A 13,886-nucleotide genomic window follows, 5' to 3' on the forward strand; every position below is an offset into this window, starting at 1 on the left:
ATGCATGGGTGACGGCAGGACGCGGCGCAAGGGGCCGCCGGAACGACAGCAGCATGACGACGCGCACGCGCCGCACGCCGACGGGCAATTCGACCTGTTCGGCGTGCCGGCCGACGCTGCACGCGCGTCGCCCGAGGACGACGGCCCGCCTGCCCGCACCGACGAACACGTGAAACCGGACGCGCGTGACGACGCGCAGCCTGCACCGCGCGCCCGCTCCCGTTCTTCCGACGAAACACCGCCTGCCGCTTCCGGCCTGCTGTGGGACGAACCGTCCCCGCCGGCCGCGCCGCCGAAGAAAGGCCGGCGCCGACGCGGCGTGCTGCCCGCGCCGATCGCGCCCGAGGTCGCCGACGCAGCGGCCGGCCTGCCGCCGAACGTTCGGCTCGGCACGTCGTCGTGGTACTTCCCCGGCTGGGACGGCATCGTCTACGACGGCGATTTCGCGCAGACCAAGCTGTCGCGCGAAGGGCTCGAAGCGTACGGCGCGCATCCGCTGTTGAAGAGCGTGAGCCTCGACCGGTCGTTCTACGGCCCGCTGTCGGTCGCCGATTACCTGCGCTACGCGCAGCAGGTGCCCGACGATTTCCGCTTCGTCGTGAAGGCGCCGGCCTCCGTGACCGACGCGGTCATCCGCGGCCGGCGCGGCGAGCCGTCGGGGCCGAACCCGACCTTCCTCGACGCGCAGCTCGCCACCCATGAGTTCGTGCAGCCGTGCCTCGAAGGGCTCGGCCGGAAAGCCGGCGTGCTCGTGTTCCAGTTCTCGCCGCTGCCCGACCAGCTGCTCGCGCAGCCGGCCGCGCTGATCGACCGGCTCGCCGCATTCTTCGCGGCGCTGCCGCCGCTGCCGCCGGACGCCGACGGCACCCGCTATGCGATCGAGATTCGCGACGCGAGCCTGCTCACGCCGCGTTTCATCCGCGCGCTCGCCGCGCTCGGTGTGCGCTACTGCGTCGGCCTGCACGCGCGGATGCCCGACGCGCTGCGCCAGGCGGCCGCGCTCGCCCTGCTCGACGGCGACGCGCCGGGCCCGCTGATCGTGCGCTGGAGCCTGCACAGCGGCTTCAGGTACGAACAGGCGAAAGCGAAATACGAGCCGTTCGACAAACTCGTCGACGAGGATCCGGCCACGCGCTCGGCGCTCGCCGAACTGGCCGCGCGCTATGCGCTGGCCGGGCAGCCGGTGATCATCACGATCAACAACAAGGCGGAAGGCTCCGCGCCGCTGTCGTGCATCGCGCTCGCGCGCGAAATCGCCGCCGCGTGCGCGCAGTGGCGCAACGAGGCGGCCTGACGCCCGTTTGCGCCGGCTCCCGCCGTTCCGGCGCTTACGCGCCGCGCAGCGACTTCAGCCGGTGCGAGAACTTCTGCCGGAATTTCGCGAGCTTCGGCCCGATCACGACCGAGCAGTAGCCCTGCCCCGGGTTACGCGCGTAATAGTTCTGGTGATAATCCTCGGCCGGCCAGTAGTTGCCGTCGAGCGGCACGACCTGCGTGACGATCGGCTGCCCGAACACCTGCTCGCGCTCCAGCTCGCGGATCACGTCGAGCGCCGTGTCGCGTTGCGCGTCCGAATGCGTGAACACGACCGAACGGTACTGCGTGCCGACGTCGTTGCCCTGCCGGTTCAACTGGGTCGGATCGTGCGTCGCGAAGAAGATCTCGAGAATCTCGCGATAGCCGATGCGCGCCGGATCGAACGTCACGTTGACGACTTCCGCGTGGCCCGTGTCGCCTTCGCAGATGTCGCGATAGCCGGGATTGCGCGTATGGCCGCCCGCGTAGCCCGACTGGACGGCCGTCACGCCGTCGACGTCGAGAAACACCGCCTCCGTGCACCAGAAACACCCGCCTCCCAATGTCGCGGTTTCAAGCATCTCGTTCACCATGAAATCAGTCCTTCGTTGATGTCGGCAGCCGGCACGCATGCGCCGGCGCCACCGTTCCGTCTCGCCGCTGCCCGCCCGGGGGCGGGTCGCAACGGCACTGCGGCAAGTATCTCACTCGCGCGCGAACCTGACAGGTTGCACAGGTACCGCGCACGACCGACCGCCCGCGTTCTCGTCTACACTTAGGCACGCGCGAGCGCGGCGGCAAACCCGCTGCCTCGCGCAAAGCGCCCGATGCGTGCCCGACCCTGATGCAAACATCATCTGCCGGAACATCGATATGCATGCCTTAACAGACATTGTCCGCATCACTCGCCCGGCCGTCGCCGCATCGCGGGCTACCGCTTCGACCGTGCCCCCCCCTTGCCGTGCGTCCGTCTCGCCCCACGTGCGGCGATCCGGAACACCGCCTTTCTCCGCTTTCACGATCTGATGCACGGCGCGCCGCACGTGTCGCCGACGCGTGCACCCACCTGCCGATCGTGCCTGCCGGCGCCACGCGCGCCGCGCGGCAACCCCGACCCGCACGCCCGCAACGAACCGCCGTGCGTCAACGATCCGAACCCATCGAGAGGGCATCACCATGAGCATGCGACCTGACCCGACGTTTCACGCTTCGCCCGAGCTTGCGATGCAGGCGCCGGCGGAAGAGTTTGCCTATACGTTGTTGCTGAGCCCCGATTTTTCCAGACCCGACGCGCTCGCCGTGATCGACGTGAAGCCCGGCTCGCCGACCTACGGAAAAATCGTGCATACGGTGACGATGCCGAACACCGGCGACGAGTTTCACCACTTCGGCTGGAATGCGTGTTCGTCGTCGCTGTCGCCGCTGACCGGCCATGCGTTCCTCGAGCGCCGCTTCCTGATCATCCCCGGCCTGCGCTCGTCGCGCATCTACGTGATCGACACGAAGCCGCATCCGACGCAGGCGCGCATCCACAAGATCATCGAGCCCGACGAGATCTTCTCGAAAACCGGCTATTCGCGGCCGCACACAGTTCACTGCGGCCCCGAAGGCATCTATGTGAGCACGCTTGGCGGCGCGGGCAAGGACGGCACCGACGGCGCGCCCGGCATCTTCATCATGGATTGCGAAACCTTCGACGTGCTCGGCCGCTGGGAGATCGACCGCGGCCCGCAGGACAAGCATTACGACTTCTGGTGGAACCTGCCGCGCGACTACATGGTGTCGAGCGAATGGGCGCTGCCGCCGCAATTCGAGAACGGCATCGTGCCCGAGGACCTGCTCGCGAACAAATACGGGCACCGGCTGCATTTCTGGGACCTGCGCGCGCGGCGCAACGTGCAGACGATCGATCTCGGCGCGCAGCATCAGATGGCGCTCGAAGTGCGGCCCGCGCACGACCCGGTGCGCGAATACGGGTTCGTCGGCGTCGTGGTCGACACGACGAATCTCGAAGGCTCGATCTGGACCTGGTGGCGCGAAGGCGGCAAGTTCCATGTGAAGAAGACCGCGACCATCCCGGCCGAGCCGGCCGCGGCCGACGAACTGCCGCCGCTGCTGAAATCGTTCGGCGCGGTGCCGCCGCTCGTGACCGACATCGACCTGTCGCTCGACGACCGCTTCCTGTACGTGTCGTGCTGGGGCACCGGCGAGATGCGCCAGTACGACGTATCGGACCCGCACAACCCGGTGCTCGCCGGGTCGGTGCGCATCGGCGGCATCGCGCGCCGTGCGCCGCACTCGAACGGCCGCGCGTTCGCGGGCGGCCCGCAGATGGTCGAGATCAGCCGCGACGGCCGGCGCGTGTACTGGACCAATTCTCTCTATTCGACGTGGGACGACCAGTTTTATCCGGATGGCGTGCCGGCCGCGCAGGTGCTCGCGCATGCGGGGCCGGAAGGCGGGCTGACGCTCGCCGACGATTACTGGGTCGAGTTCCCCGAAGGTTATCGCGCGCACCAGATCCGGCTCGAAGGCGGCGACTGCTCGACCGACTCGTTCTGCTACCCGTCGGTCAAGCGTTGAACGCCGGCCTTCACGCCCAGTTCGCACTGTGGGCGGCCGTGCTCGCGAGCGGGGTGTATCACGGGCTCAACCCCGCGATGGGCTGGCCGCTCGCGGTGTCGAACGCGCTGATGACCCGCCGCGGCGGCGCGCTCGTCGCGGCGCTTGGTTATCTCGCGCTCGGCCATGCGCTTGCGGTCTTCGCGGTGATGCTGCCGTTCGGGCTGCTCGCCGCGCTGCTTGCCTGGCAATCGGCGATCCGGATCGGCGCGAGCGCGCTCGTGATCGGCTTCGGCGCGGTGCTGCTGATCCGGCGCCGGCATCCGCGTGCGCTCGCGCGGATCCCGCCGGCGCGGCTCGGCCTGTGGTCGTTCGCGGTCGCGATCGCGCATGGCGCGGGGCTGATGCTGGTGCCGATCTACCTCGGGCTCTGCGGGCTCGACCGGGACGCCGGCCACCGGGCGGCGGCCACGCTCGTCGATGCGCATCTGGGCATGGCGCTCGTCGTCGCGGCCGTGCATGCCATCGCGATGATCGGCGCCGGCGGCGGGCTCGCGTGGCTCGTGTACCGCTATCTCGGGCTGAAGTTCGTGTCGCGGAGCTGGTTCAATCTCGATGCGGTGTGGGCGTCGAGCCTGATCGTGACAGGCGCGCTGTCGCTCGGACTGGCGGCGGCGCGATAGATGGCGCGGGGATCGGCGGTCGGGACATGCCACTGCGCGGGACCGCGCGGCGGCACCGCTCGAAAAACGCGACAGAACGGCGTTGCCGGCCGCGCGCGATTGCCCGTCCTGCCGCGCGCCGCAGTGTTCGCTACGCCACCCTGCCCCCTCGATGCGCCGTCTGGCCGGGCCCGGCGGCCCCGATTCCGCTAAAATCGGGCCATGCGCACCCCTTCCCCATCGACCACCTTGTCGCCTTTCGTCCGCCGTGCCCGCCCCGCTCGCGTCGCGCCGCGCCCGCCCGTCTCGTTCCGGATGGCTGCCCGATGAGCCTGGCCAATCCTCCGGATTTCGACTCGGCCGCTTTCCGGCAAGCGCTTGGCCAGTTCGCAACGGGCGTGACGGTGATCACGACGCGCGCGCCGTCCGGGCAGCTGATCGGCATCACCGCCAGCTCGTTCAACTCGGTATCGCTCGATCCGCCGCTCGTGCTGTGGAGCCTCGCGCACAAATCGGCGTCGACGCCCGTGTTCCGCGGCAACAGCCACTATGTGGTGAACGTACTGGCGGCCTCGCAGCTCGACCTGTGCAAGCGCTTCTCGACCTACAAGGGCGACCGCTTCGAAGGAATCGCGCATGCGGCCGGCAACTCCGGGATGCCCGTGCTCGACGGCGCGCTCGCATGGTTCGAATGCCACAACCGCAGCCGCTATGACGAAGGCGACCACGTGATCTTCGTCGGCGAGGTCGAACGCTGCGGCGTGCGCGCCGCATCGGACACGACGCCGCCGCTCGTGTTCCACGGCGGCGGCTTCCACGGCCTTACACCGCTTTGATCGCCCCCGTGCGCGCCAGCCCGACCGGCGCGCCGGCTTCGTCCTTCAGCGTCTGCAGCACGATGTTCGAACGGATGTCCATGACGCCCGGCGCCTTGTAGAGCCGGTTCAGCACGAAATCCGAGTAGTGCTTCAGGTTGTGCGCGAGCACGCGCAGCAGATAGTGGCTCTCGCCCGTCACGACGAACGCGCCGACCACCTCCGGCCATTCGCGCAGCGCTTCCGCGAAGCGCTCGTGCCATTGATTTTCTTCGTTGCGCATCGATACCTGCACGAACGCCTCGAGCTCGAAGCCGAGCTTCTCGCGGCTCAGGCACGCGCGATAGTGCTCGATCACGCCCTGCTCCTCGAGCAGGCGCATGCGGCGCAGGCAGGCGGATGGCGAAAGCGAAATGCGTTCCGCCAGGTCGAGATTGCTGATTCTGCCCTCTTCCTGCAGTACCGCCAGAATCCGGCAGTCGGTGGCATCGAGCGTGATCGCGTGCATTTTTGGTCCCCGTTTTCCCTCTGAGTCGAATTATCTGCCAATCCGGCGGTTTGTCCATGTTTATTTCGCAAGCACTTTCTGCGAGCGTCCACCTATCATTCGAAGCATCGACTCACCGAATCGTCATGCCATGGACACCCTCTGGGACATCTCGCCGCCTGTCAGCCCCGCCACCCCCGTGTGGCCGGGCGATACGCCGGTTTCCGTCGAACGCGTGTGGCGGATGGAGGCCGGCTCGCCGGTCAACGTCGCACGCCTGACGCTGTCGCCGCACACGGGCGCGCACTGCGACGCGCCGCTGCATTACGACGCCGACGGCGCGCCGATCGGCGCCGTGCCGCTCGACACCTATCTCGGCCCGTGCCGCGTGATCCACTGCATCGGCGCATCGCCGGTCGTGCAGCCGGCCGATGTCGCGGCCGCGCTCGACGGCGTGCCGCCGCGCGTGCTGCTGCGCACGTATGCACGCGCCAGCGTCGAACGGTGGGACAGCGACTTCTGCGCGGTCGCGCCCGGGACCGTCGACCTGCTCGCCGCGCACGGCGTGAAGCTGATCGGCATCGATACGCCGTCGCTCGACCCGCAGGAATCGAAGACGATGGATGCGCATCACCGCGTGCGCGCGCACCGGATGGCGATCCTCGAAGGCATCGTGCTCGATGACGTGCCGCCCGGCGACTACGAACTGATCGCACTGCCGCTGAAATTCGCGACGCTCGACGCAAGCCCCGTGCGCGCGGTGCTGCGCGCGCTGCCCGCGCGTGCCTCCTGATTACCCCGACTGACGACCCACATCATGATCAAGACCCGTGAAGACGCGCTCGCGCTCGACCGCGACGATCCGCTCGCCCCGCTGCGCGACCAGTTCTCGCTGCCCGACGGCGTAATCTATCTCGACGGCAACTCGCTCGGCGCGCAGCCGCGCGCATCGGCCGCCCGCGCGCAGCAGGTGATCGGCGCCGAATGGGGCGAAGGCCTGATCCGCAGCTGGAACACGGCCGGCTGGTTCGCGTTGCCGCGCCGTCTCGGCGACAAGCTCGCGACGCTGATCGGCGGCGCACCGGGCGAAACGGTCGTCACCGACACCATCTCGATCAACCTGTTCAAGCTGCTGTCGGCGATGCTGCGCCACCAGGCCGAGCGCGCGCCCGAGCGCCGCGTGATCGTGTCGGAGCGCTCGAACTTCCCGACCGACCTGTATATCGCGCAGGGGCTGATCGAGCAGCTCGGCGGCAACTATGAACTGCGCCTGATCGACGATCCGGCCGACCTGCCGGCCGCGCTCGGCGCGGACACGGCCGTCGCGATGATCACGCACGTGAATTACCGCACCGGCTACATGCACGACATGCCGGCCGTCACGCAGCTCGTGCACGACGCGGGCGCGCTGATGCTGTGGGACCTCGCGCACTCGGCCGGCGCGGTGCCGGTCGACCTGAACGGCGCGCGCGCCGACGGCGCGGTCGGCTGCACGTACAAGTACCTGAACGGCGGCCCGGGTTCGCCCGCATTCGTGTGGGTGCCGCAGCGTCATCACGCACACTTCTCGCAGCCGCTGTCCGGCTGGTGGGGCCACCGCGCACCGTTCGCGATGCAGCCGGGCTTCGCGCCCGATCCGGGCATCGCGCGCTTCCTGTGCGGCACGCAGCCGATCGTGTCGATGTCGATGGTCGAATGCGGGCTCGACGTGTTCCTGCAAACCGACATGCAAACGATCCGCCGCAAATCGCTCGCGCTGACCGATGCCTTCATCGCGCTCGTCGAAGCACGCTGCGCGGGCTTGTCGCTGAAGCTCGTCACGCCGCGCGCGCATCACCAGCGCGGCTCGCAGGCGAGCTTCGAGCACCCGCACGGCTACGAAGTGATGCAGGCGCTGATCGCGCGCGGCGTGATCGGCGACTACCGCGAGCCGTACGTGCTGCGCTTCGGCTTCACGCCGCTCTATGTGCGCTTCGTCGACGTGTGGGATGCCGTCGAGACGCTGCGCGACATCCTCGCCACCGACGCGTGGAAGGCGCCCGAGTTCGCCGAACGCGGCGCGGTGACCTGAGCGGCCTTGCCCGGCGCGCAACGCGGTCACGCGGATTGCGCGCCGCGCCCCGTCATTCAAATCTGGAGATAGTCGTGAATTCTGGTCATATGCAGCCACCCGGCGGCGACGCGCCGGCGGGCTGCCCGTTCTCGGGCGCACGCGCCGCACATCCGGCACAAGCGGCGCACGAAGCGCCTCACGTGCCGGGCGAAGCCTCGGGCGAAGCCGGCTGGCACAACGCACAGCTCGATTTCTCGAAGTCGATGAGCTACGGCGACTACCTGTCGCTGAATTCGATCCTCGACGCGCAACATCCGCTGTCGCCCGATCACAACGAGATGCTGTTCATCATCCAGCATCAGACGAGCGAACTGTGGATGAAGCTCGCGCTGTTCGAGCTGCGCGGCGCGCTCGACGCGGTGCGCACCGACGCGCTGCCGCCGGCGTTCAAGATGCTTGCGCGCGTGTCGCGGATCCTCGAGCAACTGGTGCAGGCGTGGAACGTGCTGTCGACGATGACGCCGTCCGAGTATTCGGCGATGCGGCCGTATCTCGGGCAGTCGTCGGGTTTCCAGTCGTACCAGTATCGCCAGCTCGAATTCCTGCTCGGCAACAAGAACGTGCAGATGCTGCAGCCGCATGCGCACCGGCCCGACATCCTCGAACAGGTGCGCACGACGCTCGAGGCGCCGTCGTTCTACGACGAGGTCGTCCGCCTGCTCGCGCGGCGCGGTTTCCCGATCGCGCAAGCGCGGCTCGAGCGCGACTGGACGCAGCCGACGCAGCACGACGAAACGGTCGAAGCCGCGTGGCTCGAGGTGTACCGCCACCCGCAGCAGCACTGGGAGCTCTACGAGATGGCCGAGGAACTCGTCGATCTCGAGGATGCATTCCGCCAGTGGCGCTTCCGTCACGTGACGACCGTCGAACGCATCATAGGCTTCAAGCAGGGCACGGGCGGCACCAGCGGTGCGCCGTACCTGCGCAAGATGCTCGACGTCGTGCTGTTCCCCGAGCTCTGGCACGTGCGCACCACGCTGTAACGCCCCACTCGCCCGCCGTCACGACGACGTGCGGGCCAGTTCCTCCCCTTCGCGCGGCTGCGCTGCCGCACGTGACAGTCGGGGGATATGCCGCCGCACGGCCAACAGCGCAACGCAGACGATGCCCATCCCGATCAGCCCGGCAGCCACCGCCGGCGCGAATGCGCCGCGCGTGATTCCCCATTCGCGGATCAGCACCGGAATCGCGAAACCGATCAACTGGCAGTCGAAACCGTCGAGCACGATCGCGAGCGCGGCGAGCAGCAGCGCGCCGGCACGATCGACACGCTGCCCGTGCGCGAAGTCGTCGCCGTGCGCACGCTCACCGCGTTCCGGCGCCGCCACGGCATCCTGCCGCAGCCGGCCGGCAAGCTGCTCGAGGAACTCTTCGCGTTGACGCGCGAGGAACGCTGACGGCGCCTCCCGGCCGGCGGCCCGTCCGCCCTTTCCGCCCGCTCATTCCGCCTGCCGCCGCAGCGCACCATCGAAATGCCGTTTCCCCGCCTTGACTTTCGCTCGCCCGAATACGATCATTCGCTCACACATAGAGCAAATGATCGTATTCGTACTCGGCAGGAAAATCTGGCACGAACAGGAGACACCGGATGAGCGCATCGCCCTCCGCCCGCACGCCCGTGCTGCTGCACATCGGCGCGGGCTCGTTTCACCGCGCGCACCAGGCGTGGTATCTGCATCGCGTGAACGCGGCCGTGCCGCCCGACGAGCGCTGGTCGCTGACCGTCGGCAACATCCGCGACGACATGCGCGCGACGATGGACGCGCTCGCCGCGCAGCACGGCGAATACACGCTCGAGACCGTCACGCCGCAAGGCGAGCGCGCGTACGAGACGATCCGCGCGATCACGCGCGTGCTGCCCTGGTCGATCGATCTCGCCGCGCTGATCGACGCCGGCGCCGATCCGGCCTGCCGGATCGTGTCGTTCACCGTCACCGAAGGCGGCTACTACCTCGACGAACACAACCGGCTCGACGTCGCGAATGCCGATCTCGCGGCCGACCTGCAGGGTGCGCGCACGACGCTGTACGGCGCGCTCGCGGCGCTGCTCGCCGAACGCGTGAAGCGCGGCGCGGGCCCGCTCACGCTGCAGAGCTGCGACAACCTGCGCAACAACGGTGCGCGCTTTCGCGCGGGGATGCGCGAATTCCTCGAACGGCGCGGGCAGGCCGACCTGCTCGCGTGGTTCGATGCGAACGTCGCGACGCCGAGCGCGATGGTCGACCGCATCACGCCGCGCCCGACCGCCGACGTGCGCGAGCGCGTGCTGGCCGCCACCGGCATCGACGACGCATGCCCGGTGATGGGCGAATCGTTCATCCAGTGGGTGATCGAGGATCGCTTCGCGGCCGGCCGGCCGCGCTGGGAGCTGGCCGGTGCCGAACTCGTCGACGACGTCCACCCGTACGAGGAAGCGAAGATCCGCATCCTCAACGCGACGCACAGCTGCATCGCGTGGGCCGGCACGCTCGCGGGCCACACGTATATCCACGAAGGGACGCACGACGCGGCGATCCGGCGCTTCGCGCACGACTACGTGACGCAGGACGTGATCCCGTGCCTGACGCCGAGCCCGCTCGATCTCGCGCGCTACCGCGACGTCGTGCTCGAGCGCTTCGGCAACCCGTACGTACTCGACACGAACCAGCGCGTCGCGGCCGACGGCTTCTCGAAGATCCCCGGCTTCATCGCACCGACGCTCGTCGAATCGTTCGCACGCGGCGCGGCACCGGTCGCCACCGCCGTGCTGCCCGCGCTGTTCCTGCGCTTTCTCGAACGCTGGGCGCGCGGCACCTTGCCGTATGCGTACCAGGACGGCGTGATGGACGAAAGCGCCGCGCGTGCGATCGTCGGGGCCGGCCGTCCGGGGTCCGGCCATCCGGGGGCCGGCCACCCGGAGGCCGACGACCAGGTCGCCGCGCTGTGCGCAAGCCGCGCGCTGTGGGGTTCGCTCGCCGGCAACCCGGCGCTGTTCGAGGCGTTGCGCGCCGGACTCGCGCGGGTCGATGCATGGCTCGCGGCGCGCTGACGCGCATCGGGGCGAACCTGCCTTGGCACGTGCACGGCCGCGCGGCTAAAGTAGCGAGTCCCCACTGACGGAACGGATCGCTCATGTATCTCGGCATCGACCTCGGCACTTCGGAAGTGAAGGTGCTGCTGCTCGCCCCGGACGGCACGGTCGTCGGCACCGCCGGCTCGCCGTTTACCGTGTCGCGGCCGCATCCGCGCTGGGCCGAACAGCATCCGGACGACTGGTGGCAAGGCACGCTCGCCGCGCTCGCCTCATTGCGCGAACGACATCCGCAAGCATTCGCGGCCGTGCGCGGCATCGGCCTGTCGGGCCAGATGCACGGCGCCGTGCTGCTCGGCCGCGACGATCGCGTGCTGCGCCCCGCGATCCTGTGGAACGACATGCGCAGCGCCGACGAGTGCGCGCTGCTCACCGAACGCGCGCCCGATCTCCACGCCCTCGCCGGCAATCTCGCGATGCCGGGCTTCACCGCGCCGAAGCTGCTGTGGGTCGCGAAGCACGAACCCGATGTGTTCGCGGCCACTGCCTGCGTGCTGATGCCGAAGGACTACCTGCGGTTCCGGCTCACCGGTGCAAAGGTGTCCGATCCGTCGGACGCAGCCGGCACGCTGTGGCTCGACGTCGCACGCCGCGACTGGTCCGACGCGCTGCTCACCGCATGCGGGATGACGCGTGACCAGATGCCGCGCATCGTCGAAGGCAACGCGCCGTCCGGCACGCTGCGCGCGGACATCGCGCGCGAACTCGGACTGTCGGAGGCGGTCGTGGTAGCCGGCGGCGGCGGCGACAACGCAACGAGCGCGCTTGGCATCGGTGCGATCCATGCAGGCGACGGCTTCGTGTCGCTCGGCACGTCCGGCGTGCTGAGCGTGGTCGGCGATCGCTTCATGCCGAACCCCGCATCGGCCGTGCATGCGTTCTGCCATGCGATTCCGGATCGCTGGCAATTGATGAGCGTCGTGCTGTCGGCCGCGAGCTGCCTGCGCTGGGTCTGCAAGCTGACCGGCACCGACGAGCCCGCCCTGCTCGCCGAAGTCGAGGCGCTCGACGCCGACGCGCGCGCGACGGCCCCGCTGTTCCTGCCCTACCTGTCCGGCGAGCGCACGCCGCACAACGACCCGTACGCACAAGGCGTGTTCTTCGGGATGACGCATGCGACCGAACGCGCGCATCTCGGCTACGCGGTGCTCGAAGGCGTGACGCTCGGCCTCGCCGACGGTCTCGACGCGCTGCATGCGGCCGGCGTCGAAACCGCCCAGCTGTCGCTGATCGGCGGCGGCGCGCGCAGCGCGTACTGGGCACAACTGATCGCCGATGCGCTGAACGTGCGCACGCGCCAGCACGGCGGCGGCGAAACGGGTGCGGCGCTCGGCGCGGCGCGGCTCGGCTGGCTGGCCGTCGGCGGCGATCCGCATGCGGTGCTGGCCAAGCCGCCGGTGCGGGCCGAATACGCGCCGGATGCCGCCCGCCATGCGCTGCTGCGCGAACGCCTCGATGCGTTTCGCTCGCTGTACCGCCACGTGCGGCCGCTGTACGAACCGTCGCGCGCACGGCTCGCGTAAGCGCCGCCCGTCACGCGTGCCGGCCGTCGGCCGCATGCGCGACATGCGGTACAGTGGATGCCGTCATGCGGCCCGCCGGCCGGCCCGCGGGCGGCCCCCCAGCTCCGAACCGAATCGCTATCGTGTCCAAGTCCTCAGAAAAACTCGATCTCGCCACGCGTGCCGCGTGGCTCTACTACGTCGCGGGCGACACGCAGAACGAGATCGCGGAAAAGCTGCAGGTGTCGCGCCCGGTCGCGCAGCGCCTCGTCGCGTTCGCGGTCGAGAAGAACCTGATCCGCGTGCGCGTCGACCACCAGCTCGCCGACTGTCTCGATCTCGGCGCGCAGCTGTCGAAGCGCTACGGCCTCGCGATGTGCGAAGTCGTGCCCGTCGATGCCGATGCGCCCGACGCGATCGACCGCAAGCTGGCCGTCGCCGGCGCGCAGGTGATGGAGCGCTACCTGAACGAAACGCGGCCGATGGTGATCGCGGTCAGCAGCGGCCGGACGCTGAAGGCCGCGGTCGCACAGATCGCGCAGATCGACCGCCCGCAGCATCGCCTCGTGTCGATGGTCGGCGCGATCGCGGCCGACGGTTCGTCGAACCGCTACGACGTCGCGCAGTACATCTCCGAGAAAACCGGCAGCAAGCACTTCCTGCTGCCCGCGCCGCTGTTCGCCGACAGCGCCGCCGAGCGCGCGCAGTGGTGCAATCACCGGCTGTACCGGATCGTCGAGGCGCTGTCGGGCCAGGCCGACGTCGCGTTCGTCGGGATCGGCAACATCGGCCCGCACTGCCCGCTCTACGAAGACGGCTTCATCACCGAACAGGAGCGCGACGAGATGACCGCGCGCGGCGCGGTGGCCGAACTGCTCGGCGTGCCGATCGACGCGCAAGGCAAGCTGATCGATGTGTCGACCGGCACGCGCGTGACGAGCGTGTCGCTCGCCACGCCGCCGAAGCGCCCGACGATCGCATTCGCGGGCGGCCCGAAGAAACGCGATGCGGTGATCGCCGCATTGCGCGGCGGCTGGATGTCGGGGCTCGTCACCGACGAGACGTGCGCGAGGGCGGCGCTGGACGCGTAGCCGGCGTGCCGGCTTCCCGTCACCGCATGCGGTCGCCGCACACCGGATCGCCGACGCGTCCGGACAAACCGCACATCACTGCAGACACCCGGGCATCGTGACCTTCATGACGACCACCGCCTGGTTGGCCGCACGAAGCTTGCGCATCACGTTCATTGGGTAAAACTTCGCAGTCCTGTCATGGATGGACGGTATCAGTCCGACATCGGCATACGTCTTGCCTGCCGCAGTCCATTTCAGCCCCTCCTTCTCGCGCGCCGTCAGCGATCGCGCCCGTACCTGCACACT

13 protein-coding genes and 2 pseudogenes are annotated in these 13,886 nt (G+C 69.1%); 11 read left to right on the forward strand and 4 right to left on the reverse strand.

Annotated elements, in window-relative coordinates; genetic code table 11:
- Positions 1-4: 4 nt before the first annotated feature.
- Positions 5-1,294 carry a DUF72 domain-containing protein gene (locus FOZ70_RS29780; RefSeq protein WP_060321102.1) on the forward strand — a complete coding sequence of 430 codons (1,290 nt, stop codon included), beginning with the start codon at positions 5-7 and terminating at the stop codon, positions 1,292-1,294.
- A 34-nt stretch (positions 1,295-1,328) separates the two neighbouring features.
- On the opposite strand, the gene msrA is transcribed toward FOZ70_RS29780, so the two are convergent.
- On the reverse strand, positions 1,329-1,889 hold the full coding sequence (gene msrA / locus FOZ70_RS29785) for a peptide-methionine (S)-S-oxide reductase MsrA (protein WP_041492935.1): 561 nt from the start codon (positions 1,887-1,889) through the stop codon (positions 1,329-1,331).
- Positions 1,890-2,472: 583 nt separating this feature from the next.
- On the opposite strand from msrA, the gene FOZ70_RS29790 reads away from it, so the two are divergent.
- The 3 genes from FOZ70_RS29790 (at position 2,473) to FOZ70_RS29800 (ending at position 5,356) form a co-directional block, all read left to right on the forward strand.
- Positions 2,473-3,879, forward strand: a complete 1,407-nt coding sequence (locus FOZ70_RS29790; protein WP_048024939.1) for a selenium-binding protein SBP56-related protein — start codon at positions 2,473-2,475, stop codon at positions 3,877-3,879.
- Positions 3,876-4,541: a hypothetical protein gene (locus FOZ70_RS29795; protein WP_027789263.1), complete on the forward strand. Its 666-nt coding sequence runs from the start codon at positions 3,876-3,878 to the stop codon at positions 4,539-4,541. Before FOZ70_RS29790 ends, FOZ70_RS29795 begins: the two co-directional genes overlap by 4 nt.
- 305 nt (positions 4,542-4,846) lie before the next feature.
- Positions 4,847-5,356: a flavin reductase family protein gene (locus tag FOZ70_RS29800; RefSeq protein ID WP_060069749.1), complete on the forward strand. Its 510-nt coding sequence runs from the start codon at positions 4,847-4,849 to the stop codon at positions 5,354-5,356.
- On the opposite strand, the gene FOZ70_RS29805 is transcribed toward FOZ70_RS29800, so the two are convergent.
- On the reverse strand, positions 5,343-5,843 hold the full coding sequence (locus FOZ70_RS29805; RefSeq protein WP_006477992.1) for an Lrp/AsnC family transcriptional regulator: 501 nt from the start codon (positions 5,841-5,843) through the stop codon (positions 5,343-5,345). The genes FOZ70_RS29800 and FOZ70_RS29805 overlap by 14 nt on opposite strands.
- 130 nt (positions 5,844-5,973) lie before the next feature.
- Here FOZ70_RS29805 and kynB point away from each other — a divergent pair, with 130 nt between their 5' ends.
- The 3 genes from kynB to kynA all read left to right on the forward strand — a co-directional run bounded on the left by kynB (position 5,974) and on the right by kynA (position 8,918).
- On the forward strand, positions 5,974-6,615 hold the full coding sequence (gene kynB / locus FOZ70_RS29810) for an arylformamidase (protein WP_021162542.1): 642 nt from the start codon (positions 5,974-5,976) through the stop codon (positions 6,613-6,615).
- A 27-nt stretch (positions 6,616-6,642) separates the two neighbouring features.
- On the forward strand, positions 6,643-7,893 hold the full coding sequence (gene kynU / locus FOZ70_RS29815; protein WP_104767033.1) for a kynureninase: 1,251 nt from the start codon (positions 6,643-6,645) through the stop codon (positions 7,891-7,893).
- An 89-nt stretch (positions 7,894-7,982) separates the two neighbouring features.
- Positions 7,983-8,918: a tryptophan 2,3-dioxygenase gene (gene kynA, locus FOZ70_RS29820; RefSeq protein ID WP_219707426.1), complete on the forward strand. Its 936-nt coding sequence runs from the start codon at positions 7,983-7,985 to the stop codon at positions 8,916-8,918.
- Between the two features lie 120 nt (positions 8,919-9,038).
- On the opposite strand, the pseudogene FOZ70_RS29825 reads toward kynA, so the two are convergent.
- Positions 9,039-9,185: pseudogene (locus FOZ70_RS29825) on the reverse strand (MFS transporter); the annotation flags it as partial.
- Here FOZ70_RS29825 and FOZ70_RS38270 point away from each other — a divergent pair.
- From FOZ70_RS38270 to FOZ70_RS29840, 4 genes and pseudogenes are all read left to right on the forward strand, one after another.
- Positions 9,180-9,332, forward strand: a pseudogene (locus FOZ70_RS38270) (LysR family transcriptional regulator); the annotation flags it as partial. The pseudogenes FOZ70_RS29825 and FOZ70_RS38270 overlap by 6 nt on opposite strands.
- Positions 9,333-9,523: 191 nt before the next feature.
- A complete protein-coding gene (dalD, locus tag FOZ70_RS29830) occupies positions 9,524-10,963 on the forward strand; it encodes a D-arabinitol 4-dehydrogenase (RefSeq protein WP_219707419.1) in 1,440 nt (479 codons plus the stop codon).
- 83 nt (positions 10,964-11,046) lie between these two features.
- Positions 11,047-12,528, forward strand: coding sequence for a xylulokinase (gene xylB / locus FOZ70_RS29835; RefSeq protein ID WP_219707420.1), 1,482 nt, complete (start codon positions 11,047-11,049; stop codon positions 12,526-12,528).
- Between the two features lie 65 nt (positions 12,529-12,593).
- On the forward strand, positions 12,594-13,598 hold the full coding sequence (locus tag FOZ70_RS29840; RefSeq protein WP_175849138.1) for a sugar-binding transcriptional regulator: 1,005 nt from the start codon (positions 12,594-12,596) through the stop codon (positions 13,596-13,598).
- A 75-nt stretch (positions 13,599-13,673) separates the two neighbouring features.
- On the opposite strand, the gene FOZ70_RS29845 is transcribed toward FOZ70_RS29840, so the two are convergent.
- A complete protein-coding gene (locus tag FOZ70_RS29845; protein WP_059497611.1) occupies positions 13,674-13,883 on the reverse strand; it encodes a helix-turn-helix transcriptional regulator in 210 nt (69 codons plus the stop codon).
- Positions 13,884-13,886: the final 3 nt, after the last annotated feature.

Origin of the sequence: Burkholderia sp. COPS (genome assembly GCF_019425585.1) — a bacterium.
Taxonomy (GTDB): Bacteria; Pseudomonadota; Gammaproteobacteria; order Burkholderiales; family Burkholderiaceae; genus Burkholderia; species Burkholderia cepacia.

Excerpts from the sequence above, each read along its gene's own strand:
- FOZ70_RS29780 (WP_060321102.1), top strand. The coding sequence starts at position 5 with ATGGGTGACGGCAGGACGCGGCGCAAGGGGCCGCCGGAACGACAGCAG.
- dalD (WP_219707419.1), top strand. The coding sequence starts at position 9,524 with ATGAGCGCATCGCCCTCCGCCCGCACGCCCGTGCTGCTGCACATCGGC.
- xylB (WP_219707420.1), top strand. The coding sequence starts at position 11,047 with ATGTATCTCGGCATCGACCTCGGCACTTCGGAAGTGAAGGTGCTGCTG.
- FOZ70_RS29800 (WP_060069749.1), top strand. The coding sequence starts at position 4,847 with ATGAGCCTGGCCAATCCTCCGGATTTCGACTCGGCCGCTTTCCGGCAA.
- kynA (WP_219707426.1), top strand. The coding sequence starts at position 7,983 with ATGCAGCCACCCGGCGGCGACGCGCCGGCGGGCTGCCCGTTCTCGGGC.
- msrA (WP_041492935.1), bottom strand. The coding sequence starts at position 1,889 with ATGGTGAACGAGATGCTTGAAACCGCGACATTGGGAGGCGGGTGTTTC.
- FOZ70_RS29790 (WP_048024939.1), top strand. The coding sequence starts at position 2,473 with ATGAGCATGCGACCTGACCCGACGTTTCACGCTTCGCCCGAGCTTGCG.
- kynB (WP_021162542.1), top strand. The coding sequence starts at position 5,974 with ATGGACACCCTCTGGGACATCTCGCCGCCTGTCAGCCCCGCCACCCCC.
- FOZ70_RS29840 (WP_175849138.1), top strand. The coding sequence starts at position 12,594 with ATGCGGCCCGCCGGCCGGCCCGCGGGCGGCCCCCCAGCTCCGAACCGA.
- FOZ70_RS29805 (WP_006477992.1), bottom strand. The coding sequence starts at position 5,843 with ATGCACGCGATCACGCTCGATGCCACCGACTGCCGGATTCTGGCGGTA.